General features: G+C 52.2%; 17 protein-coding genes. 16 read left to right on the plus strand and 1 reads right to left on the minus strand.

The window, feature by feature from the left end; genetic code table 11:
• Position 1: 1 nt before the first annotated feature.
• From ACFQRK_RS19010 to ACFQRK_RS19080, 15 genes are all read left to right on the plus strand, one after another.
• The gene (locus ACFQRK_RS19010; protein ID WP_379009536.1) at positions 2-865 is read left to right on the plus strand and encodes a cyanophycinase; all 864 of its coding nucleotides are present in this window, start codon (positions 2-4) and stop codon (positions 863-865) included.
• Between the two features lie 223 nt (positions 866-1,088).
• A complete protein-coding gene (locus ACFQRK_RS19015; protein WP_379009538.1) occupies positions 1,089-1,673 on the plus strand; it encodes an RNA polymerase sigma factor in 585 nt (194 codons plus the stop codon).
• A gap of 12 nt (positions 1,674-1,685) precedes the next feature.
• Positions 1,686-2,849 (plus strand): FecR family protein, encoded by a 1,164-nt coding sequence (locus ACFQRK_RS19020; protein WP_379009540.1) that lies wholly within the window; start codon positions 1,686-1,688, stop codon positions 2,847-2,849.
• A gap of 118 nt (positions 2,850-2,967) precedes the next feature.
• Positions 2,968-6,255 (plus strand): SusC/RagA family TonB-linked outer membrane protein, encoded by a 3,288-nt coding sequence (locus ACFQRK_RS19025; protein ID WP_379009542.1) that lies wholly within the window; start codon positions 2,968-2,970, stop codon positions 6,253-6,255.
• Between the two features lie 11 nt (positions 6,256-6,266).
• The gene (locus ACFQRK_RS19030) at positions 6,267-7,778 is read left to right on the plus strand and encodes a RagB/SusD family nutrient uptake outer membrane protein (protein ID WP_379009544.1); all 1,512 of its coding nucleotides are present in this window, start codon (positions 6,267-6,269) and stop codon (positions 7,776-7,778) included.
• A 10-nt stretch (positions 7,779-7,788) separates the two neighbouring features.
• Positions 7,789-8,652, plus strand: a complete 864-nt coding sequence (locus tag ACFQRK_RS19035; RefSeq protein WP_379009546.1) for a PKD domain-containing protein — start codon at positions 7,789-7,791, stop codon at positions 8,650-8,652.
• 146 nt (positions 8,653-8,798) lie between these two features.
• Positions 8,799-9,794 (plus strand): acyltransferase family protein, encoded by a 996-nt coding sequence (locus tag ACFQRK_RS19040; RefSeq protein WP_379009548.1) that lies wholly within the window; start codon positions 8,799-8,801, stop codon positions 9,792-9,794.
• Between the two features lie 4 nt (positions 9,795-9,798).
• On the plus strand, positions 9,799-11,352 hold the full coding sequence (locus ACFQRK_RS19045) for a DUF4832 domain-containing protein (protein WP_379009550.1): 1,554 nt from the start codon (positions 9,799-9,801) through the stop codon (positions 11,350-11,352).
• A gap of 72 nt (positions 11,353-11,424) precedes the next feature.
• A complete protein-coding gene (locus ACFQRK_RS19050; protein WP_379009552.1) occupies positions 11,425-11,775 on the plus strand; it encodes a hypothetical protein in 351 nt (116 codons plus the stop codon).
• 164 nt (positions 11,776-11,939) lie between these two features.
• On the plus strand, positions 11,940-12,638 hold the full coding sequence (locus tag ACFQRK_RS19055; protein WP_379009554.1) for a type 1 glutamine amidotransferase domain-containing protein: 699 nt from the start codon (positions 11,940-11,942) through the stop codon (positions 12,636-12,638).
• A gap of 67 nt (positions 12,639-12,705) precedes the next feature.
• Entirely contained in the window at positions 12,706-13,314 is a 609-nt protein-coding gene (locus ACFQRK_RS19060; RefSeq protein ID WP_379009556.1) for an RNA polymerase sigma-70 factor, read from the plus strand.
• A gap of 122 nt (positions 13,315-13,436) precedes the next feature.
• The gene (locus tag ACFQRK_RS19065) at positions 13,437-14,435 is read left to right on the plus strand and encodes a FecR domain-containing protein (RefSeq protein ID WP_379009557.1); all 999 of its coding nucleotides are present in this window, start codon (positions 13,437-13,439) and stop codon (positions 14,433-14,435) included.
• 203 nt (positions 14,436-14,638) lie between these two features.
• The gene (locus ACFQRK_RS19070) at positions 14,639-18,004 is read left to right on the plus strand and encodes a SusC/RagA family TonB-linked outer membrane protein (RefSeq protein WP_379009560.1); all 3,366 of its coding nucleotides are present in this window, start codon (positions 14,639-14,641) and stop codon (positions 18,002-18,004) included.
• Positions 18,005-18,027: 23 nt separating this feature from the next.
• The gene (locus ACFQRK_RS19075) at positions 18,028-19,893 is read left to right on the plus strand and encodes a RagB/SusD family nutrient uptake outer membrane protein (protein ID WP_379009561.1); all 1,866 of its coding nucleotides are present in this window, start codon (positions 18,028-18,030) and stop codon (positions 19,891-19,893) included.
• Positions 19,894-19,946: 53 nt separating this feature from the next.
• Entirely contained in the window at positions 19,947-21,212 is a 1,266-nt protein-coding gene (locus ACFQRK_RS19080) for an alpha/beta hydrolase family protein (protein ID WP_379009562.1), read from the plus strand.
• A 17-nt stretch (positions 21,213-21,229) separates the two neighbouring features.
• Here ACFQRK_RS19080 and ACFQRK_RS19085 read toward each other — a convergent pair whose 3' ends face one another.
• The gene (locus tag ACFQRK_RS19085) at positions 21,230-21,967 is read right to left on the minus strand and encodes a GntR family transcriptional regulator (protein ID WP_379009564.1); all 738 of its coding nucleotides are present in this window, start codon (positions 21,965-21,967) and stop codon (positions 21,230-21,232) included.
• Positions 21,968-22,195: 228 nt separating this feature from the next.
• On the opposite strand from ACFQRK_RS19085, the gene ACFQRK_RS19090 reads away from it, so the two are divergent.
• Positions 22,196-23,974 (plus strand): class I mannose-6-phosphate isomerase, encoded by a 1,779-nt coding sequence (locus tag ACFQRK_RS19090; protein WP_379009565.1) that lies wholly within the window; start codon positions 22,196-22,198, stop codon positions 23,972-23,974.
• The last annotated feature ends 3 nt before the right edge of the window (positions 23,975-23,977 follow it).

A 23,977-nucleotide genomic window follows, 5' to 3' on the forward strand; every position in this document is an offset into this window, starting at 1 on the left:
CATGAATACCCGAACACATTACCGCAGCACCGGCGCGATGGCGCTGGCCATGGCGCTCCAGTTTACCTTTATGGCAACGAGCGCGCATGCGCAGCAACCCCGTGGCACGCTTTTCATCATCGGCGGCGGCGCCCGTCCGCAATCCTTGGTCCAGCGCATGGTTGCTACGGCTCCATTGGCGCAGGGCCGCCCCATTGTGGTGCTTACCATGGCCAGTGAAATCCCTCAGGAAAGTTTCGACGGCATCCGCGAAGAATTGCAGGCCGTGTGTGACGCCGCGGTTTACCACCTGCACTTTTCCGGCACGACCGCCCCGACCGACCCCCGTCTGGACACCCTGCTGCAAGCCGGGTTAATCTACATGACCGGGGGCGATCAAAACCGGCTTATGGAAGCTATTGGCTCAGGACCGGTTTATCGTGCCATCCACCAAGCATACCGGCAAGGAGCCACCGTCGCCGGTACGAGTGCCGGCGCGGCCGTCATGTGTGAACACATGATTACCGGCCGGCAACTTCAGGGCGATACCACCTACCAGGCCACTTTTGACAAGGTGTGGCAGGGCAATATCGAATTCGCGCCCGGGCTGGGGTTGGTCAAAGGGGTTATTATCGACCAGCATTTTATCAAACGAAGCCGGTACAATCGGTTGATTTCGGCCTTAGCCGCCTATCCCGATCAAACCTGCGTGGGCATCGATGAGGGGACTGCGCTGGTGATCCACCCCGGTGGGGCAACCGTGGCTGGGATCGCACAGGTGGTGGTCATGACGGCCATCGAACCGATCGGTGCGGATGGTTCCTTGATCACGGCGGAACACATCCGGCTGGGGCTGTATGCCGAAGGGTCGCATCTGCCGTTGTGAGCTTCTGTTGTAACGTGATTTCGCCCGTGCATTTCATCGAAATGGTCGGATAACGCAACCGGTTGCGTGCGCATTTCCCTTGGCAGATTGAATTTCTTTTCTTAACGTTGCAATACGTTAATACGCCAATTGTAAAACGAAATCAAGGTTGAGGTGATGTATTTGGCAGCGGTGGGTACAGCCGGTGCTAAAGGGCTGGAGCGGTCGTTAAAGCGAAAAGCATATGGAGCCAAAGGATTTGCTGCACCGGATCAGCAGGAACGATGAGGAGGCGTTCGGTGAACTCTATCGGGAATACCAGCCGGGTATGCGCGACTTTTTCATGCGGTATGTCCATGCCGATTCGTTGGCAGAAGACCTCTGTCAGGAACTGTTCATCAAGCTCTGGAATAACCGGCAGCAGCTGGGCCGGATACGTGAGTTCCGCCCCTACCTGCACGTCATTGCCCGAAACCTCGCCCTCAATTCCCTGAAGCGCATCGCGGTTTCCCAACGCGCCCTGGGTGAACTGCTCCGACATTATCCGTTGCAGCAAGAGACCACGGAACAGGCCGTGGCCGACCGCGAATACCAGGTGCTGCTTGATCAGGCACTCTCCCGGCTGCCCCGGCGGTCGCGCGAAATTTTTGCCTTATGCCGCGAACAGGGCAAAAGTTACGACGAGGCGGCCAGTACCCTCGGCATTTCCCGCAACGCCATCAAAAACCACATGGTGAGCACACTCAAAGTATTGAAATCCTTTGCCGAGAAGCAGTTGGGGGTAACCATTACGCTGCTTATCGGAATACTGAAATTTTTGCTACCCTAAATTCCATCTCAGGTGTCCTTCTATCAAAAGGAAGGAGTGCGACCCTCTGAGATGGACAAAACGGAATTTTATAAGTTGCTTATAAGGCGGTACAAGGAGAAAACCGCGACCGACGAAGAAATCGAAGTATTTTTTCAGCTGATCCGTGAAGGAAAGCTGGAAGCCTCACTCATGGCTGAAATGGGAATCGATCTGGACGAAGCCGAGAGCGGTGTTCCGCGTGTCCGTTCCCGGCGGCCCTATTACATTGCTGCTGCCGCTATGGTTTTGATTGCGTCCGGTATGGCGTTCTTGCTGATGAACCGTCCATCTGCCCCGTTGCCGGAATCCAACCTGGCGCTTGCCCCGGACGACGTGCCCGCCGGGGGCAATCATGCCACCCTCACCTTACCGGATGGTTCACGCATCGCATTGGACGAGATGGGGATCGGTGCGCTGGTGGAAGAGGCAGGTGTGCGGATCGATAAAACCGAAGACGGCCAATTGGTCTATCAAGTGGCGCCTTCCGCGTCGGCCGAAACCAGCCATGGGAGTGAGCCGGTGCTTCACGAAATCAGCACTCCCCGGGGCGGTCAATACCAGGTCGTACTGCCCGATGGCAGCCGGATCTGGCTCAATGCCGACTCCCGGCTCCGTTTTCCGCCGGTTTTCGCCTCCCGCAACCGGGAAGTATTTCTGGAGGGCGAAGGTTTTTTTGCTGTGGAACACGACGACCGGCCATTTATCGTCCACACCGACGGTCAGCAGATCGGCGTATTGGGAACGGAATTCAACGTCCGGGCACATCCCGATGAGCCAACGGTGCAGACGACGTTGGTGCGCGGAAGCGTGCGGGTCGACCTGAAAAACGGCCAATCGAGTTACGTACTCAAGCCCAATCAACAGTCGGTGGTAAACCGGCAGGCACAAACCGCCCGTATAGAATCCGTCGTCGCGACCGAATACGCAGCCTGGAAAGACGGATACTTCACGTTCCGCGATACGCCGTTGGCCACAGTGATGCAGGATGTCGCCCGATGGTACGACGTTGCGGTCGACGCCGGCGCGCTGCCCGACAAGCGGCTGTACGCAGTACTTCCCCGCGATGTTTCGCTGGCGACGCTGCTCGAAATGATCGAGCTGACCAGCGGTGTCCAGTTTACGTTAAAAGAAAGGAGGGTGTCTTTGGAGCGATAATACCACGAGCGGCAGGAAGCCAAAAACCGGAAGTGCGCCAACACCCCCGGTATGCGTTAGGCAATCCTTGTCATTGAATAGCGATCATTAACAAATTAACCACCTAATACACAAATGTATGAAATTTAGTAAACATGCATGTAGCATTTTCCTTGCCATGAAATTAACCCTTTTCTTTGTGCTTTGGTTCAGTCTGTATGCATCGGCCGAAGCCCTATCGCAGGAAGTCAGCCTGCGGGTGAAAAATGCTTCGCTGGAAGAAGTGCTTCGGGAAATCCGGAACAAAACCGGATTTACGTTCATTTACGACGCACAATACCTGCGTGAAGCGACGCCCATTACGCTGAACCTCCGGGAAAAGCCCGTGGAAGAAGCGCTGAAGGCCGTCTTTTCGGGTCAACCCTTCCGGTATGTCGTTCGGGAGAAAACGATCATCGTAGTCCCTCGCGAAGGAGAACGGCCTGTTGCCGTGCAGACTACCATCAGCGGCACCGTTCTGGATGAGCAGGGCAGGCCGATAGATGGCGCAAGCGTGCTGGAAAAGGGCACCACCAACGGCACATCGACCAATGCACGCGGCGAATTTACCCTCACGCTGCGTGCGCAGGGGGCGACGCTGGTAATTCAATCCATCGGCTATACCACCCGTGAAATCGCAGCCACTGAATCCCCGTTGCGCGTTGTTCTGCAACGCGAGGAAGCCCTGTTGGAAGAAGTGGTGGTAAGCGTGGGCTACAGCCAGGTCAAACCCGAGGAGCTCACCAGTGCCGTGAGCGTTGTCAAGTCCGATAAGCTGCTAGACGTCACGGCTAACAATGTCGGCACGATGCTTCAGGGAAAAATTCCCGGCTTGCAGATTATTAACAGTTCGGGCCAGCCCGGTGCAGCACCCGAGATACGCCTGCGGGGTGTGTCCTCCATCAATGCATCGCAGCAGCCCTTGGTGGTGGTAGATGGCATCATCGGTGGCAACTACGATCCGAACGATGTCGAGAGTATTACCGTGCTGAAAGACGCGGGCGCCACAGCCATGTACGGCTCGCAAGCCAACGCTGGCGTGCTGATCGTGACCACCAAGACCGCTTTGCAGGACAAAAATGTCTTTGAAGCCCGTTTGACCACTGGGGTCAAGACCGCAGATTTCGGTACCATGCGGATGATGAATGGCACCGAGCTCTACGAACACCACAAACAATTTTACCGCGATTACATCGTGGGCGGTACAGGCAACTCCTATAAGATCGATCTGTTGAAATTCTACAACGAGCGCCCGCTGACACTCCGCGAACAGAATTTCAATTGGCTGAAAGAATCGTTCCGTCCGGCGCCGACCACAACGGCTTATGTATCCCTGCGTGGCAAGACCGAGAAAAACAGCTACTATGCCGCGGTTTCCTATTACGACGAAACCGGGAGCTTCCTGAATACCGATTATCAGCGGCTCAACCTGCGGGCAAATACCGAATACCGGTTTTCTGAGCGGCTAAAGGTACGCAACAACCTTAACCTGAGCGCTAATATGGGCAAGAGCTACGACTACATGGATATGTACTACACCTTTCTCAACCTTCCTTGGGACAATCCCTACGACGAGAACGGCGTAGCCCGCTACGTAGATGGCAATGTGCCCTTCCGGTGGTGGTCGCGCGATAAGGTCAACCCCGTGCATACCATCGAGAACTCGGACCATCCCTATAAGGGATTCGACGCCAATTATGATTTTGTGCTGGAGTACAAAATCCTGCCCTGGCTTACCTTTTCGTCATCCAGCCGGTTATCCGCTGGATACAACAAAGGTACCAACTATTTTTCGCCGGTTGTTGCCGGCCAATACCACGGCACCGGTTTCCTGGATGAAACCAATTCGTTATTTTACGGCGGCATCACCAACAACTTGCTGCGCTTCGATACCGATTTCGGCCGCCATAGCCTCAACGGGTTGGCGGGCGTGGCGCTGGAAGGCGGGCGCAGCGAGCATTCCGGTGGCTCCGGACGGGGGCTTCCCGAAGGCCTCCGTGTGCTCAACGTCGTATCCAATAGCCAGGTCGTGAGCGGGTATTTCGACCGCTCAGCCCTCCAGTCGCTCATTTCACAGGTCAACTACAACTACGACAGCCGGTACTTTCTGACGGCTTCTTACCGGATAGACGGCTCGTCGGCCTTCCCGGAAGGAAACCAATACGCCGGCTTCCCGGCCGTCTCGGGAGCCTGGTTCGTCAGCAACGAATCGTTTCTGGAAAACCACCCCGTGGTTAGCTCCCTGAAGCTGCGCGCCAGCTACGGGGTTACCGGTACGCAGGACATCGGCAGTTCCCGGTTTCTCGGACTGTTTGCCTTGTCCAGTCAATACAATTCAGCCGTGGCCGCCATCCCTTACCAGCTGGCCAATCCCGGCCTCACCTGGGAAGGCAAGCACCAGTACAACGTCGGATTGGACCTGTCGCTGTTCAAGCGCGTCAACCTGACGGTCGATGCCTACCGGAACGTCACCAAAGACCTATTGCTGCAGGTATCCCAGCCACCATCCATCGGCTTTGAAGTCCGCTGGGAGAATGCCGGAAACGTGGTCAACAAAGGCCTGGAAATCGGGCTAGATGCCAACCCGGTTCAATCCACGAATTGGGACTGGAATACGGGCTTGGTGGTCAGTTTCAACAACAATACGCTGTCCGGATTGCCCAGCGAGATCGTCCGCACCACGATACGCGGCGTCTCACAGATCTACCGCAACGGCGGCCAGCTGTACGAATTTTACATGCCCAAATGGGCCGGTGTCGATCCGCAGACCGGTGCCCCGCTTTGGGAGAAGCTGGTATACGACACCGAGGGTGCTGCCGTGGGTCGCGAGCTAACCTCCAATTATGCCGAAGCCACCCACCAGGAAGTCGGATCGGCCCTGCCCCGCTACCAGGGAGGGTTCAACAACGCGCTCCGCTACCGCAACTTCGCCCTTCAGGTCAACACCGCATTCAGCTACGGCAACCAGGTGTTCAGCAACGACCTGCGGTATGTGTTCAACGACGGGCACGAGCCCTACTACAACCAGGTAAAGCGGCCTGAGGGTACGGTCATCTGGTCGAAACCTGGCGACATCGCCACCGAACCCAGTCCGCAGAATGCCGCCAATTCGGCCGAGTCGTCGTCCCGGTTCCTGATGGATGGAAGCTATTTCCGTATCCGCAACATCGCGCTTTCGTACGACCTGCCCAGTACGGCTGTCGGCAAACTCGGACTATCCGGATTGACCGTCTCGCTGACCGCAGACAACGTATACACGTTTACCAATTTCCTGGGGCAGGACCCCCAGACCTCCATTGTCTCCGAAAGCTGGACCATGCCCGGGGTTGCCGACTTCAAGTATCCCAACAACCGGCAGTTTCTGATTAACATCAATTGTAGGTTTTAAACATAACAACCATGAAAATCCGTATATATTTCCTCGGCTTACTCTGCGGTCTGCTCGTCAGCAGCTGCGACCTCGTCGTCGAGCCTTCCGACTCGCTGACCACCGGTACGCTCGTTACGACCAGCGACGGGCTCCGGAATGCCCTGAACGGGGCGTATTCCCTTTTCAAGGATCACGTCGAATTCAACGGGGTGGTTAGTGCGAACAACATGTACCTGCGTCAGTATTTTCAGCTGTCGGACTTTGCCAGCGACGACATCGTGTGCGGCCAGGTGACTACCGACCCGCTGTGGTACAGTTTTACGCAGGATCATACACCTACCCAGGCCAATACCCGCTTCTTCTGGTATATTTCCTATAAGATTATCAATACCGCGAACACGGTCATCGACGCCGTTGAGCAGCAGGGCGAAATCAATGCCGAAACCGAGCAATTGCTGGGTGAGTGTTACTTCCTGCGGGCCTTGGCCCATTTCAACCTGGTGCGCCTGTTTGCCAAACCCTACACGCATGACCCTGCGGCACCGGGTGTGATCCTGCGGTTATCGCTCGATGAGCCCGCCGCCAAGGAACGCGCCACCGTGGATGAAGTATACCGGTCGGTCATCGCCGACGCCGAGCGCGGGGCTTCGTTGATGAACAGTCCGCGTGGTGCCCAGTATGCATCGAAGGAAGCCGCGTGGGCGTTGCTCTCGCGTGTATACCTGTACATGGAAAACCACGAGCAGACCATCCAGTATGCCGATCAGGTGATCAATTCCGGCCGGTTTACGTTAACCACGGCCGATACCTACCCGTCGTTGTTTGCGAACGCCGTTTCGGGCAGCGAAACCATTTTCTGCGTGGCATTCACCAGTGTGGACGACTACGGCCGGGGCTCCATCGCCTCGATGGTGTACTCCGACGGAAATTCCGGTTGGGGCGAAGAGTTCGCGTCTGCATCCCTCCGTGCACGCATGGAAGATACGCCCGAAGACGTGCGGTGGTCGTACATCGAGCCTTCGACCGACGGATCCGGTGCCGTAAGGCGCCTGAATGGCATCCCCATCTACTACATCCGGAAATTCTCGTACCAGGACGGCAACCCCAATCTGAGCTCGCCCATTCTGTTCCGGCTTGCCGAGCTCTACCTGAACCGCGCGGAAGCCAAGGCCAAGAGCAACCGCGGCGCCGAAGCGCTGGACGATCTGGACATCATCCGTGCCAACCGCGGCTTATCCGACCACCTGTATGCCGGGCAGGCACCCAGCGGGATGAGCGTGCTGGAGGCCGTCTGGCAAGAGCGCCGCATCGAGCTGGCTTTCGAGGGGCACCGTGTGTTTGACATTTACCGCAACAAGCAGGACCTGGTGCGTAACTACTGGGGGTACCACTTGGTGGGACTGCGCGAGTCCGATATCGACCTGTCGCGGCAGCCTACCGGATATGCCAATATCCGGTTGGATTGGCAGCATCCACGGAGCATCTACCACATTCCCATCGATGAAATATTGAGCAATCCCTCAGTTACCCAAAACCCCTAATCGCAACCTCATGAAGAAAATCAGTTATATCATCGCAGCACTTGCCGTCGGGTTGGCGGCAGGCAGCTGCACCAAGTTTCAGACCGTCCCGGTACCGGAAATCGATGTGTTGTTCGAGTTGCAGGTTGATGGAAATGAGGTGTCCTTCGTCAACAAAACCGAAGGCGGCGGAAGCTACCGTTGGGAGTTCGGAGACGGGAATGAGTCGACGGACGCGAACCCTACCCACCAATACCCGGGTAAAGGCAAATACGTGGCTACCTTGTACGTGACGCTTCCCGGGGGAAAGATGTACGAAGGATCCACAGTCATCAACATTGCGAAGACCTCGCCGGTCCGGATCGGCGACAACACGCTTGCCGACTGGGAGGCCGTCACCCAGCATGTAATCGACCCCGGTTCGACCGGCGGCATCGTCAACGAAGTCAAACTGGACTACGATGGCAACTATGTATATGTGTACGTCGATCTGGACACCCGGCCGTCGGCAGGGGATATCTTTGACTTTTACCTCGATACCGACAACAGCAGCGGCACGGGCTTGCTTACGGGCACCTTTCCCGAAGGCGGTTACGATGTGTTGCTGGAAGGGCCGCTGTTGGCAGGAAGCTTAGACGTATTCTACCACGTGGGCGAACAGTCGGCCTTCAGTTTCGCACAGCAATCCATTGCCGACTACTATACGTTGGGTGCCGTGGAGACGTCGGGTAACAACACCCGGTTCGAACTGCGCATAGAGCGGGGGAAGCTCAAATTCCTTACCGGTGGGGGCCTGCGGCTCGGCATTACGGTTACGAAGAGCGATTGGTCGGCTCAACTGGGACGTGCGCCCGGCGAAGGGCAGGCATCGTATGAGCTTCCCATGGATGAATAAGAACGACCACTGATATACATAAACCGATGGAACCAATGAACGGAAAACCGCAGGCCACCCGCGTCCTGTCGCTGGATGTAATGCGGGGATTGATTATGCTGCTGCTGGCCGCCGAGGCCTGCGGCGTATACGAGGCACTTGATCACGTGTTCCCCACCGGGCCTGCGCATCTCGTGGTCGCCCAGTTCTTTCACCACGAGTGGCACGGGCTCCGTGCCTGGGACCTGGTACAACCCGGCTTCATGCTCATTGCAGGCACCTCGTTGTACCTGTCGTGGAGCAGGAAGTCCCAGCAGGGGGTCGCCTGGTCGACCCATTTCCGGAGCGTCGCCTGGCGATCGTTGAAGCTGTTTGCCTGCGGGGTGGCGCTCCACTGCGTATACTCCGGTCGGTTGGTTTGGGAGCTATGGAACGTATTGACCCAGCTTGCCGCCACCACGCTCATTGCCTACCTGATCATCCGTTGGCCTACGATGGGGCAGCTTCTGTTCAGTCTGGGGCTGCTGGTGCTGACCGAATGCCTGTACCGCTTGGTCACCGTGCCCGGTTTCGAGCACCCCTTTGTAAAGGGCGAAAATTTCGGCGCTTACGTTGACCACCTGATTATGGGCAAGCACAATGGCGGCGGCTGGGCAGCGATCAATTTCCTTCCGACCGCTGCTCATACCATCTGGGGCGTACTGGCGGGCAAGCTATTGACCAGCAGCCAACCTGTGGCTGCCCAGATCCGGAAACTGATCTGGGCAGGGCTGGCCGGACTGTTGGCCGGTTATCTGCTCGACTGGCCTGCCGTCACGCCCATCATCAAACGCATCAGCACCTCGTCGTTCGTGCTGGTTTCCGGCGGTTATATCCTGCTGCTCTTGGCCTTCTTCCGTTGGCTGATAGACGTACGCGGATATAACCGGTACGCATGGGTATTCGTGGTCATCGGCATGAACCCGATTTTTATTTACCTGTTTTTTGAAACGGTGGGCAAGCAATGGTTCAACGGTACCGTCGGCATTTTTGTGGGCGGTGCGCTGGAGTTGCTTGCCGCACCTTCCGGACTCGTGTTGATCGCCGTAGCGTGCGTTACCCTGTACTTAGAGTGGCTGCTCTGCTACTGGCTGTACCAGAAACGGATCTTTTTTAAACTTTAACGTTATGCACAAACTATTCACCATATGCCTCATCGGCAGCGTGCTGCTGTTCGGTGCCATCCTGGCTTACGCCTGCACGCGGGCGACCAAAGAGCTGCCGCTAGTGAGCGGAGTCCGTGTTACCTACACAGAAAGCGACGCAGATTTCACCAACCCCGAACGTGGGTTCTATCGGTATTCCGAAACCCGTACCAGCCAGTTTACGCCGTTGGATGCAGCCGAGCTGCTGGAATACCGCAGCCCGCAGCAGCTTTCCTCGGCCAACTACGAAGTGGCCAGCACGCTGGTATTCCGCTATTACATCCTCGATAATTTCCGGAACGGGCCCATTTCGGACGCCATCCTCACTGCGCTGGATACCGAGATGGATGCCGTGAGGACCGCAGGTGTCAAGATCATCCCCCGGTTTGTGTACACCGTCACTTCCACGGCAGGCGATTGCCCCGAAGGGTTCATCTGCCCACCTTATGGAGACGCCCCCAAGGCCGTGGTGCTGAATCACATCCAGCAACTCAAACCCTTTTTCGAGCAGCATGCCGATGTGATTGCCTGTGTACAGATGGGGTTCATCGGTACTTGGGGTGAGCAATATTATTCCGACCATTTCGGCGATCCTTCCGGCAATGGCGGACAGGACTACCGCCTTACGGATGCCAATTGGCAGGACCGTCTGGATGTCCTTCGGGCACTTCTGGAAGCCGTTCCCGAAGACCGCATGGTGCAGGTACGTTATCCGCAGATCAAGCAGCGCTATGTATACGGCATCGACGCACCGGTTAGCTCCGAGCCGCTATCGGCCGCCGAAGCCTTTTCCGGCGCCGATAACGCACGCATCGGTTTGCACAACGACTGCTTCCTTTCGGGACCCAATGACATTGGCACGTATGAGGATTATGGCAACAGCAACCGCCCGCGTAATTCGGATGCGGCCGTGGTGAGTACCCTGCGCAACTTTATGAAAGAAGAAGGGCGGTATGTGGTCGTCGGTGGCGAGACCTGCAGCGACGATTACAGTCCGCAGAACGACTGCGAGCCAACGGGCATCGCTCGGCAGGAATTTGCAGACATGCACTACAGTTACCTCAATGCCCATTACAACAACGCCGTCAACAACGATTGGCAGGATGGCGGCTGCATGGACGCCATCAAGCGGAACCTCGGTTACCGGTTCGTGTTGAAAGAAGCCACGTTGCCCGATCAAGCTTTCCGCGGCGCCAAAAGCCGGATAACCCTGCAGTTGGAAAACAAAGGATATGCCGCGCCGTTCAACGCCCGGCCCCTGCTATGTGTACTGCGCAATCAAGCCGACGGATCGGTGGTTTCGATTCCCATTCCGCAGGATGTGCGGACCTGGCATACCGGAACGGTACAAATCACTGCGGAGGTGTTGATTCCGGAGGACCTTCCGGCCGGTACCTACGAAATGCTGCTGCATCTGCCCGATGCGTATGAACGCTTGGCGGGGCGCCCCGAATACTGCATCCGGTTGGCCAATGACGACGTGTGGGAGGAAGCCACCGGATACAATCGGCTGCAACATGCTCTTCAGGTTAAATGAGCGTCGCAAGGAGCGATTATATTGCTATTAACCGGATTTTCTATATGTTTGCAGTATACCAGCGCTTTTGATATGAAAAATAACCGTCCGGCTTCCTTTTCTCGTTTATTATCCGGCGTCACCGTGTTTGCTCTATTTTTATGCTCCTGTTCGACGATCTCCTATGTGGGCGATCGTTACCAGCCTACCGATCGTATCGATGTATATTACGCCGAGCGCGATGTCAAATCCGAATACAAAGTGATTGGCCATCTTTCTGAGTTGGTCGGGGGGATAAATGGCGAGGAGCAAGCCAAGCAAAACATCATTGCCAAATGCCGGGAGGTAGGAGCGGACGGCGTAATCATCCTCGGCTTTCAGTATAGCGGGTCGGACGAAGACAAACAATACCAAAAAGCCCAAGCAATCAAGTATATTGACTAAACGCGCACGTGCGCATCACGAATTTTGGCAGGCGATACGCAAAACTGGCGGATATGCCTGCCATTTTTTCGGCATTGTTAGGGTTTTTTCATGGAATTGTTAAAAAACGCTAAAACTTTGCGATACGTACAAACACTGCATCGGTTTTGTCGTTTATAGGGCATATGAAGAAACTATTGATGATCCTGACATCCCACGCTGATCTGGCAGAAGAGAAAGAGCAGACCGGCGCGTGGCTGAGTACATTTACAGATGCATATTATGCATTTATAAAAGCTGGATTTGAAGTTACTGTCGCCAGTCCCCAAGGCGGCAGATCCCCCATCGATCCGTTGAGTGAACAAAGCGATTATGCCACGGAAGAAGTAAAGACCTATCGGGACGATTTCATGGCTCAGATGGAAATGGGCAACACCTGGAGCCTGGAGGAAGTGGCGTCAACCGTTTTTGATGCCCTGTATATCGCCGATGGACACGGCGCGTTGTGGGACTTATCGGATAACCGGCGGCTGGGAAAGCTGCTGTATGAATGCCTGTTGAACGGAAGCCCGGTAGCGATGGTAGGACACGGGGTGGCTGCGATGTTATCGTTGTCCAAACTTCGGCCGGCGGCATTAAGCGGATTGCGTATCACGGCCTATACCGATACCGAAGAGGCCCTGTTAAAAAGGCACCGTTACGTGCCCTTCAGTCTGACCGATCGGTTGAAAGCACTGGGCGCTCAGTTCGGCCATGCGATTATTCCGTTTACACCATATATCGAGACCGACGGCATTTTTATCACCGGGCAGAACCCTGCGTCCGCAGCCATGGCCGCACAAGCGCTCGTAGCGCGGACAGCGGTGGAACAGCTATGTGATTAAAGGCTTTTGGGGGTTCCGAATTCATTTCTGAAAACTGTATGTTTGCAGAAAAGGTTATCCCCATTCCATGCCAACGAAATATGAACCATCGGACGAAGACCTGGTTTTGGGAATCAAGGCCGGGGAGGAATGGGCTTTCCGCACAACCTTTGACCGATATTATCACCGGCTACTGCGGTTTGCGGTTTCCTATCTCAAAGATGACGGCTTGGCGGAAGACATTGCGCAGGACGCGTTTGTCTTACTTTGGGAGCACCGTTTAAACTTGCAGGAAGATACCTCCCATTTGTTTGCTTTTCTGGCACAGGTCGTCAAGCTGAAAATGTTAAACAGCCTGGAAAAAAAGCGTAGGCGGTATCATATCGAGCAGCACCTATTTTCACGTAGCTTACGCCAAGTTGAGCTGGATATGTATACACTCCAGACGTTGAGTATCTCCAATATTTATCTTTCAGAAATCGAACTCGTGGTAGCCGATACCTTGGCTCAATTACCTGAGCAGACACGGGCGATATTTAACCTAAGCCGTGAACAAGGCTTTTCCAACAAAGAAATTGCGGCCCGAATCGGAAAAACTGAAAAAACCGTAGAATATCATATCGGTAAGGTACTTAAAATATTGCGGCCTAAATTATCCGATTACCTCAAAATAGCCCTTCATTTTGTCGGCTTTTAAAAAAAAATCACTTTTTCTTTAGGGGTAATGCCTTCTCGCAAAATAACCTTTCATTAACGGACAGAAACGTTAATCAAATTATAAACCGCACGGCGGGCAAACTTTTTCGTTGATTTTGAACCATGTCGGATCAGCAACTATTAGCATACATTAGGGGAGAACTTTCCCCCGAAGAAGAGGATCGTTTTTTGGACTGGGTGGATGCCTCTCCAGCACATAAGGCGCGTTACCGTCTGATCCGGAATGCGTGGGATCTCGTTCTCCTTAGCCACAGTGATATAGACACTGTTTCGACGGACCAAGCGTATGATCTGCTGAAAACAAGAATTCAAGGCCCGAGAGAAGAGCTTCCGGGAGGCGATCATCGGCCTCGGAATATCCGGGGCATGCTCAGGATCGCCGCGACCATACTTTTGTCGGTAGCCGCAAGTTGGTATTTTTTTAAATACCGAGGTGATGTTTCCGGCTACCACCACATCGAAGTATCTGTGGGACAGCGTGTAAAATTGGTGCTTGCAGATGGTACCATCGTTTGGCTGGCTGCGGGAAGCGAATTTACCTATCCAGAGCGGTTTAGCACGCGAAAAAGACAGGTCGTGTTAAATGGTGAAGCCCAGTTCCATGTAAAAAGCGACCAGCAGAAACCTTTCGAGGTTGAAACCGCCACACACACCATCCAGGTATTGGGAACCGAATTTAACGTCTATGCGTACGATGAGGCCTCGCATTTTGAGACGACCTTGTACGCTGGTTCGGTGTTGATACGTGACCGTAACCGGGCGCATCAGGAGATAACGTTGCAGCCCGGGCAAAAGCTCGATTATGATAAAGAAAAGGACAGAAACCATCTTCAGGGCGATATCGACTCAACAGAAATGGCAGATCGGATCGAAGGCTATCTGATATTCAACAAGACGCCATTTTCCGATATGGCAGAACGACTATCCCGCTACTATCAAAAGCCCATCCGTATTAAGGATCCGGAGATTGCATCGTATGAATGTACGGGTAAATTCTATTACCAGGAGAAGTTGGAGAAAATCCTTGAAGTTGTTCGGGCAGGTAGGCCTTTCGGGTACAAAATAACGGAACACGAGGTTGAAATATTTGCACAGAAATAAATTAACATTAAAAAGGAGGGATGCTTATGACGATAGACTAAACGATCGGATAAAGATGGTAAGGCGTGTTTGCCGCACACCTTACCAAAAGTAGCTTAAAGTAATAGATTCACAGAACTTTAAACATAGACAAAAATATGAAGAACAATTCATATGTGACGTGCATTGCCCTACAAAATCCAATTATACGTCTAGTAATTTATATGAAACTGACCATTACTCTATTGATGCTCTGTTCGTTGTTGCTAAGTGGCAAAGATTTGTACGCACAGAAAGAGCGCATAACCTTGAAGGTTAAAAACGCTAGCGTAGGCGATATCCTGAAAGCCATAGAAAAGCAAACTCCCTATTTATTTTTTTATAACCACCGGGAAATCGGTGCCGAAGAGCACGAAACACTATCGGTAGAAAGTGAGCGATTGGACCTGGTCTTGGAAAAATTATTTGCAGGAAAGGAGATTTCCTACAAAGTGGTTGACAGCCATATCGTGTTGACGCCATCTTCTCAACTGAAATCGGTCGCAAAAATCCTTCAATCGGCTGTTTCGGGGACTGTCATAGGGAGCGGGGAACCCTTGACGGGGGTAAGCGTATCGGTAAAAGGGACAAACATAAGTACCGTTACCGATCAAAACGGCCGGTTCCAAATCGAAAACGTAGCGCAGGGAGCAACCTTGCTATTTACCTATGTAGGGTATATGGCACAGGAAGTTAGGGTCGGATCCACGACGGTAATCGATGTTACCCTACAGGAAGACGTACAGCTATTGGAGGACGTTGTGGTAATTGGCTATGGTACAGCAAAGAAAAGGGATTTAACGGGCGCCGTTTCCAGTATCAAAGCGGAAGATCTGGCGTCTCAGGGACCACGAAACGTGCAAGATCTGTTAAGAGCTAATGCGCCGGGATTAAATATCGGCGTCGGTACGGATGCAAAAGCCGAGGCCACACTTTCCATCCGCGGCAACGGGACGTTGACCGCGAGCAATAGCCCACTGATTGTGCTGGACAATGTCATTTATGAGGGGGCACTGACCGATATCAATCCCAATGACATCGCTACGGTTGACATCCTTAAAGATGCAAGCGCCGCCGCCGTTTACGGTTCCCGGTCGTCAAATGGGGTGATCGTGATAACGACCAAACGGGGTAAACAGGGTAAACCATTGATCAATCTGGTTAGTAATACCGGTCTTGCCCAATCGGCCAATCAGCCTGATATTTTGGATCCCGAAGGCTTTCTGAGGTTTCGTCAGGACTATAACGAAGGTCGGTTTTCAGAGGAATACCTTGCGCAATATCCGCAGATGTTTGTCAACCCGAACAACCTAAGTGGGATAGACCCGTTGGCGTGGTATAATTACGACCAAAGCACGCCGGTAACTAGCGTGACCCAAGAACAGTTAGTGACAAAATGGCTGTCGCGTCTAAACCTGACTTCGCCCGAGATTGAGAACTATTTTGCCAATAGGATCACCCACTGGGATGATCTGATATTTCAAACAGCACGGCAGCAGGATTACAGTCTGAATATTTCAAATGCTTCGGAATATGTCTCCCAATATTTTTCGCTGGGTTATACGGATCGTGAAGGCGTGATCACGGGGGACCGGTTTAAGAATATCCGCGCACGGGCAAATGTCGAATCGAAAATCACTTCTTTTCTGACCTCCGGGGTGAACATGCAGTTTGCTTCACGCAATGAAGGATTCTTGAAGTCGGATTCGAGCCAGATGACCATGATTTCACCCTATGGTTCAAATAACATTGGCGATCCGAATAGTGAATTTTGGCGCCGCCCGACTGGCCTTGACCCAATCAATCCCTTTTACGATAACTTATATACAGACCGTGTCGATAGGCGGCAAAACGTCATCGCTACGCTTTTTGCCCGTGTATACCTGCCTTTCGGCATCGAGTATAACCTGAATTTCACGCCGAGGTATGAGTGGTCTGAATACTATAACCATTACTCCTCACACGGAGATCGCTGGGCATCCATCGGTGGGTCGGCGGAAAGGGAACACACGAAGACCTTCAACTGGCAGCTTGACAACATTCTCCGCTGGAGGCGGGAGTTTGCCGACATCCATAACGTCGAGGTGACGTTGTTGGCCAATGCGGAGAAAGGGCAGTATTGGTCTACGACTGCCGAAGCCCAGGGGTTCTCGCCAAGCGATCAGCTTGGGTATCACCGGCTACAAGCTGGATCCATCAACAAGGTGTCAAGTGAAGACATGTATAGAACAGGTGATGCCCTGATGGGCAGGCTGTTTTACTCGCTAAAGGGGCGCTACATGCTGACGGCGTCCATACGACGCGACGGATACTCCGCATTTGGCAAGCGCAATCCACGGGCCGTATTCCCTGCGCTGGCACTGGGATGGACTTTTACCGACGAATCCTTTATTCCCGATGTAAGCTGGCTCAACTATGGGAAACTCCGCTACTCATGGGGCGAGAATGGTAACCGGGAAATCGGTCAATATGCGGCGTTGGCCCAGATGGCTTCCGGTTTAGTGCCCTACATCGACCAGTCGGGTAACGTGTATACAACTTCGCAGATTTATGTTGAGACGATGGCTAATTACGACCTGAAATGGGAACGGAGCGCCTCTCATAACATCGGTTTAGACTTTGGCTTGCTGAGCAATCGAGTCAGTGGTTCAGTAGAAGCTTATTTGGCTACCACGCACGATTTGTTGGTGGACCGTTTGCTACCGGACGTCACCGGCTACGAGAAAGTCACCAGCAACTTGGGCAAGCTACAGAATAAAGGACTGGAAGTTTCGATCAATGCGGGGATTATCCAGCGCGAACAATTTAGCTGGAATGCGACTGCCAATTTTTCGCTGAACCGACGGACAATCAAGTCACTCTACGGAGACATGGTCGACGTTGTGGATGCGTCGGGACAGGTAATTGGCCAACGTGAATCCGATGACGAAGTGAACGGCTGGTTTATCGGTCAGGACCCGGATCGCATCTGGTCATACGAACGAGCAGGGGTGTGGCAGCTGGGTGAAGAAGCCGAAGCAGCGAAATACGGCCTGCAACCCGGAGATTTTAAGTACATAGACCAAAACGGCGATGGGCTGCTGAATAATGAGGATAAGGTGTTTCAGGGTTACAAAACGCCGCGGGGGCGGTTGTCCCTGAGGAACGACCTCAAGCATAAAGGATTCGCTTTGTCAGTAATGCTGTACTCGAATTTAAACTACTACGGGTCATTTCAGCGCGCAGCCAACTCATACTCTTTTCCGGACCGGACTTCGGATTATGCGTTTCCGCGTTGGACCAGTACCAACCCGATCAACGACTATGCACGGATCGGCTCTAAAAACATCGGCACCAATTGGGTAAACAAATCATTTGTGCGCCTCGAAAGCGTTGTACTGTCGTACCAATTTCCGAAAGATCTGCTGTTGCCTTATAAGATTCAGGGCTTGCAACTTTCGGCAAGCGTGCAGAATGCAGCGGTATTTTCGCCGCGTTGGACTTTCTGGGATCCGGAAAACGGCTTCATCACTCCCCGCAATTTCAATTTTGGCGTGAACATTATTTTATAGTATACAGAACTAGTAAAAATCATATGATCACTTATAATAAAATAAAACGATATACGGCAGCCTCCATCGCTGGATTAATGCTGACAATGGGATGCAGCAAAGAGTGGTTGGAGCCCAATCCGCTGTCCTTTTATACCCCGGAGAATACGTTCGTCGACGCAAAAGGGTTCGAGTCTGCCCTCGCGGCTTGCGAACGGGTCATGTTCAGCGAGTACAATGGTGACGGCATGGCAGCGCTTACTGAAATGATACTTTCTGATATCGCTGTAGAAGGGACTACAGATAAAGCCGGCCCACAAATGGATATCGACATTTCGCTTTTGCCAGACGCGAACCTAAACAATACTGATTTCACTCGTGTGGGTTGGTACTGGACCAACGGCTACAAAGCGATCCAGTATGCCAATATCATTGTGTCGCGTATTGATCAGGCGACCTTCGGAAGCGATGCCGAGCGCAACCGCATCCTCGGGCAGGCATATTTCCACCGTGCATATTGGTATTACAAGCTGGTGCATCAGTTTGGCGATGTGCCGTTTATCTCAAATGAAGTGACCGACGCACGGACTGATTACTTCACGACTGATCGGTGGGATATTTTGGCGTTCCTCAAGCAACAGCTGGAATGGGCTTATACGGTTGTCCCCGATGCGGTAGATCGCGGGCGTGTCAGTAAAAGTGCCATCGGTACCTTGCTGGTCAAAATCAATATCGCCTTAGGCGAATTTGATCAAGCCATATCGATTGGCCGCGAGATTGTGGCGGCACATCCCCTGATGACCCAACGGTTTACCCCCAACGCGACCAAACCCAACACCAATCTGATGCACGACCTGCATTCCGTAGAAGCAAAGCTTGATGCATCCAATACCGAAGGTCTGATGTACATCGTTTCCTATCCAGGGATTCAGGGAGCGACCAGATCGCAGCTTATGCGTCAGCTGTTGCCACGCATTGTGGGGGTGACCACGCCCGATGGCGCTACCGGTATTGTTTATACGGCCAACGTGGAACCACCTTATGAAATCAATACTACGTATGGTCGCGGAATAGGGCGGGCCCGGTCTACCAATTATTTCCAATATACGCTATGGACAGACAAGGAACGGGGTGACATGCGCGGCGTTTACAATCGCGATAGCTGGGTGAGTCCGGCCGACCTTTGGTACAATGACCCTGCGTTAAAGAACCGGGGAAATCCGTATTACGGACAACACCTGATTAAAAACCCCGCGATGTCTGTGGAAGATTCCATCCGGTCCTGGTACCAATGGCCCCATTTTAAAACCTTCGTGCCCGACCCATTGTCGGCAGATTGGTACTGGGGTGGAGAAACGCCGATGTACATTTACCGGTCGGCTGAAGTTTACCTGCTAATCGCCGAGGCCCACTACTGGAAAGGGGAGAACGCCCTGGCTGCCGAGGCGCTTAACACGGTCCGGCTGCGTGCGGGTGCAGATCCGTTGACAGCAGGTGATGTAAACATCGGTGCAATTGTGGACGAGAGAGCGAGAGAACTGTATTTCGAGGAAAACCGGCATATCGAACTGACCCGCATTTCGTACACCTATGCAAAAACGGGTAAGGTCTGTGAATATTTCGGTCGGACCTACACCTTGGATCGGCTTTCTGGACCCGGTGGTACCGGTTCCAATGTAAAACAGGAGGGATATAACTTTTACTATGACTGGGTGACCGCCAAAAATAATTTTTACAACAAGGGCATAAAGCACCGGTGGGCCGAATATAAACTCAGCGTGCACCACATCTTGTGGCCGGTTCCTGCCGCAGCAATAAACGCCAATACGAAAGGAGTGATTAACCAGAATATCGGTTATCCCGGTGCCGAAAAAAACATACCTGCAGCAAGGCTGGATTTAGCGTTTTAATGTGTAACTTACAGGCGGTGACCCCCGGGTCACCGCTTTAAACCAATTAGTTTATGAGAACGAATGTATTTTCTTTGGTTATTTGCCTGTTGGCCGGCACGACGTTGTACGCCCAACCGAATATTAACTACGACGAGTCAAAGGTGCCTGATTATGTGTTGCCTGAACTCCTGGTCACTTCGAAAGGGGAGACGATCAGGTCCGTCAGTGAATGGGAAAAAATACGGCGGCCGGAATTACTGGAGCTTTTCACTTCGCAGATGTACGGAAGAACCCCCGACGATTCGGGCATAACGGTGAGGTATGAATTGGTAACCGAAAATCCCCGGGCATTGGGCGGCAAGGCTACCAGCAAACAGGTCAAATTTATTTTCAGTAATGGCACCAAAGAACTGGAAGCGCTCTTGCTGTTGCTCATACCCAACGGCAGGACAGGTAAGGTTCCCGTATTCGTTGGCTATAACTTTAAAGGGAATCACAGTACCCTAAACGACACCACGATCCTGTATTCCAGAAATTTTGCCTTGGTCAAAGAGCCGGGGCATCCCGATTGGGAAAGGGGCTGTCAGACAAATCGGTGGTCCTATGACGATATTATTGGCCGCGGGTATGCGGTGGCCACCATGTGCTATCACGACATCTTTCCCGACAAGCCGGGCCTCAAAGATTACAGCGTGGTGTCCTTATTCAAAGGCTACGGGGATCGGCCCGAGGCGCCCGACGAGTGGCAGGCCATCGGCGCGTGGGCCTGGGGTTCGAGCCGTATTGTGGATTACCTCGCTACCGAACCCCGCATCGATACTGACAAGATCGCCATCATGGGTCACTCGCGGCAAGGCAAGGCCGCTTTATGGGCAGGCGCATTGGATCCACGTTTCAAGGTCGTGATTTCCAATAACTCCGGAGAAGGCGGAGCCGCACTCTCGCGCCGCGAATACGGCGAGAGCATCGAACGGGTGAGCAGCATCAAACCGGCTTGGTTCTGTCCAGCATTCAACCGGTACCGGGGGAAGGAGCAGGAGCGGCCATTTGACCAGCATCAGTTGATCGCACTGATGGCACCCCGCGCCATCTATGTAGCCAGTGCGGTGGAAGACCGATGGGCAGATCCCAAAGGAGAGTACCTCGGGGCTTACCATGCCACTCCCGTTTACCGGTTATACGGTTTAACAGGTCTGGAATCTGACCAGATGCCAGGCCTCCACGAGCCGATCATGAATGACATCGGCTACCACATACGGAAAGGCAAACACGATGTAACGCGATACGATTGGTTGCGCTTTATGGATTTTGCGGATAAGCGTTTTGGAAAACCATAAAACGGCTATCCGCCGCATTACAGCTCCCGGATGCTTTCCACGGTGTAGGTAAAGCTATCGGATTTATAATATCCGGTGTTGAACTCAATCGGCTTGTCATCCTTGTCGTACACAAACCTTTTTCGGAAAAGGACGGGATAACCTTCGTTAATCTCCAGCTTTTCAGCAATAAATTTTGTGGCTGATTTTGCGCTGATTTCTTCCTGTGATTTATAGGAGATGATCGAAAAATTCTCTTCCAGCATTTCGTAGAGCGGTTTCTTGAAGTCCTCGTCCCCGGTGAGTCCGATGCTGGGATGGAAAAAAGATTCGAAATAAACGATCGGCCCGTCGTTGGTTCCCCTTAATCGCACAAGTTTTAACACCTTGGTGTTGCTTTTTATACTGAAAAACTTGACCACCTGATCGTCTGGTATCACCCAGGAAATGTGCAACTCGAAATTCCGGATAGGAATTCCCCTTGCAGCCATTTCCTGGGAGAAACTCAGCCAATTTTTTGATTTTGAGCTAATGGGCCGGCTCTCATTGACCCACGTACCTATTCCCTTTTTACGGATCAACAGTTCTTCATACACCAATTTGTTGATTGCCTGCCGCAAGGTCGTCCTTGATATTCCAAGTTGTTTCGCCAAATCAACTTCATTGGGTAGTAATTTCCCATCTTTATAATCGGAGGAATCTATTAACGCACGCAATAGCGACTCAACTTGATGGTGCAACGGAATCGGTGAGTTATGATCGATACGGATCTTCATCTGTTCACAATAAAAATGTAAATATAGAATAAAATCACCTTAACCCAAAATGTATGCATAATATTGGCTATATGTTCGTACAAATGTTTTTATTTTTCTTGTGTAGTAAAAAGTTTAGTTCTACATTTGCCCGACATTAAGTGTTTATATGGTCAATTATAGCGTTTTAATGTGATTTTCAGGATTTGATATTTGCAATTATTATGTACATACATTTATATAGTTTACATGTCTAGGTTTAAGATTGAAAGAAGTACGACCCAGCCGATTATGCCATCAAGGGCTCCGCTGAGCGGAGAGAAAGCTAGCAAATACAATTTATTTCCTCATTTTTCACTTGGTGTGGGGAAGATTCATGGCGGTTATGAATCCCTTGCGGAATGGATACTCTCAAAGCGAACTGTAAAGATTGATGGCTATGTGGGGGTAGACTGGCAGGGCATCAAAGCACGGCTAAACGAAGTTTTTGCAGCAAGGGGATTGCGCGTCAATTGGGTGTTTGCGCACGACTATTTTCTTCCGGAAAGGCAATTGGACGAGCTGGTTAAGCCTTTTATGGGTGAGGAAGATTCGGTGTGGGGACGCATAACTTCATTGGAACTGAGTCAATTGTATGATTTAGAGAGTTTGGTTGGTCTGCAGTCTGACAGCAGCTATGACCTAAATATTTTTTATGGCACAGGTGCTTCCCTAATACGGGAACACCACGAAATCATCTATATAGACTTGCCTAAAAATGAGCTGTTGCTTCGAATGCGGGCTGGTTCGGCTTACAATCTGGGGGGTACCCGGGATACCGACACAACCCGTATGTATAAGCGGTTCTATTTCGTTGATTGGATTGTGTTGAATAAACACAAGGAGCGGTTGATCCATACGATTTCCGTTTATGTGGATTCACAGTGGCTAGATACGGTAAACTGGATAGCGTCGAAAGATCTGCAGGCGGCATTAGGTCAGATGTCAAAGACGGTATTCCGGCCACGTCCTTGGTTTGATTCGGGCGTCTGGGGTGGTCAATGGATGAAGGATAATTTTGCTCAATTGAGCGATGAGGAAGACAACTATGCTTGGTCGTTCGAAATCATTGCTCCCGAAAACGGAATTGTGTTGGAAAGCGACGGATATTTGCTTGAAATCTCCTTTGATATGCTGATGTTTGCGCAGGCCGAACAAGTATTGGGTTCGGGATACGGTCAATTTGGCAATTATTTTCCGATTCGCTTCGATTTTCTGGATACTTTCAACGGCGGTAACCTGTCTATTCAATGCCACCCTTCTCTGGCCTATATTCAAGAAAATTTCGGCGAGAAGCATACGCAGGACGAAACGTACTACATTCTGGATTGCAAAGACGATGCGAAAGTGTACTTGGGATTTAATGAAGACATCAACCCCGATGAATTTCAACAGGCGCTGAAAGATAGTTTTGATAAGGGAACAGAGATCGATGTTCAGAAATTCGTCCGGACGTTTGCCAGCAAAAAGCACGACCTTTATCTGATTCCCAACCAAACGGTGCATAGTTCCGGTCGCAACAACCTGGTGCTTGAGATAAGTGCTACCCCTTATATATTTACTTTCAAAATGTACGATTGGTTGCAAAAAGATAAAAATGGTAAGCAGAGGCCCATAAATATCGCGCACGGACTCAACAATCTCGATTTTACAAGAAAGGGTAGCAAGGTCGAGGCGGAACTTATTTCAAAACCCTATGTGTTGTCTGAAGCGCCCGGCTTCAAGCTGATCCATTATCCCACCCACCAAGCGCATTATTACGATGTGCACCGAATCGACGTGACCGGTTCGGCAACCCTGACCACTGACAAACAGGTGCACGTCCTGATGCTGGTAGAGGGTACGTCCATTGAAGTAGCGGATGCCTGGGGGAAGAAATCGGTTTTTAATTATGCGGAGACGTTCATTATTCCGGCAAGCGCCGAGACCTATACCCTTAAAAATTTAGGTGGTGGCGAGGCAAAAATCGTTAAGGCTTTTTTAAAGTAGCAT

Origin of the sequence: Parapedobacter sp. GCM10030251, from assembly GCF_042666505.1 — a bacterium.
GTDB lineage: Bacteria > Bacteroidota > Bacteroidia > Sphingobacteriales > Sphingobacteriaceae > Parapedobacter.

Excerpts from the sequence above, each read along its gene's own strand:
- ACFQRK_RS19025 (WP_379009542.1), top strand. The coding sequence starts at position 2,968 with ATGAAATTTAGTAAACATGCATGTAGCATTTTCCTTGCCATGAAATTA.
- ACFQRK_RS19055 (WP_379009554.1), top strand. The coding sequence starts at position 11,940 with ATGAAGAAACTATTGATGATCCTGACATCCCACGCTGATCTGGCAGAA.
- ACFQRK_RS19060 (WP_379009556.1), top strand. The coding sequence starts at position 12,706 with ATGCCAACGAAATATGAACCATCGGACGAAGACCTGGTTTTGGGAATC.
- ACFQRK_RS19015 (WP_379009538.1), top strand. The coding sequence starts at position 1,089 with ATGGAGCCAAAGGATTTGCTGCACCGGATCAGCAGGAACGATGAGGAG.
- ACFQRK_RS19050 (WP_379009552.1), top strand. The coding sequence starts at position 11,425 with ATGAAAAATAACCGTCCGGCTTCCTTTTCTCGTTTATTATCCGGCGTC.
- ACFQRK_RS19090 (WP_379009565.1), top strand. The coding sequence starts at position 22,196 with ATGTCTAGGTTTAAGATTGAAAGAAGTACGACCCAGCCGATTATGCCA.
- ACFQRK_RS19075 (WP_379009561.1), top strand. The coding sequence starts at position 18,028 with ATGATCACTTATAATAAAATAAAACGATATACGGCAGCCTCCATCGCT.
- ACFQRK_RS19035 (WP_379009546.1), top strand. The coding sequence starts at position 7,789 with ATGAAGAAAATCAGTTATATCATCGCAGCACTTGCCGTCGGGTTGGCG.
- ACFQRK_RS19085 (WP_379009564.1), bottom strand. The coding sequence starts at position 21,967 with ATGAAGATCCGTATCGATCATAACTCACCGATTCCGTTGCACCATCAA.
- ACFQRK_RS19030 (WP_379009544.1), top strand. The coding sequence starts at position 6,267 with ATGAAAATCCGTATATATTTCCTCGGCTTACTCTGCGGTCTGCTCGTC.
- ACFQRK_RS19080 (WP_379009562.1), top strand. The coding sequence starts at position 19,947 with ATGAGAACGAATGTATTTTCTTTGGTTATTTGCCTGTTGGCCGGCACG.
- ACFQRK_RS19070 (WP_379009560.1), top strand. The coding sequence starts at position 14,639 with ATGAAACTGACCATTACTCTATTGATGCTCTGTTCGTTGTTGCTAAGT.
- ACFQRK_RS19065 (WP_379009557.1), top strand. The coding sequence starts at position 13,437 with ATGTCGGATCAGCAACTATTAGCATACATTAGGGGAGAACTTTCCCCC.
- ACFQRK_RS19045 (WP_379009550.1), top strand. The coding sequence starts at position 9,799 with ATGCACAAACTATTCACCATATGCCTCATCGGCAGCGTGCTGCTGTTC.
- ACFQRK_RS19010 (WP_379009536.1), top strand. The coding sequence starts at position 2 with ATGAATACCCGAACACATTACCGCAGCACCGGCGCGATGGCGCTGGCC.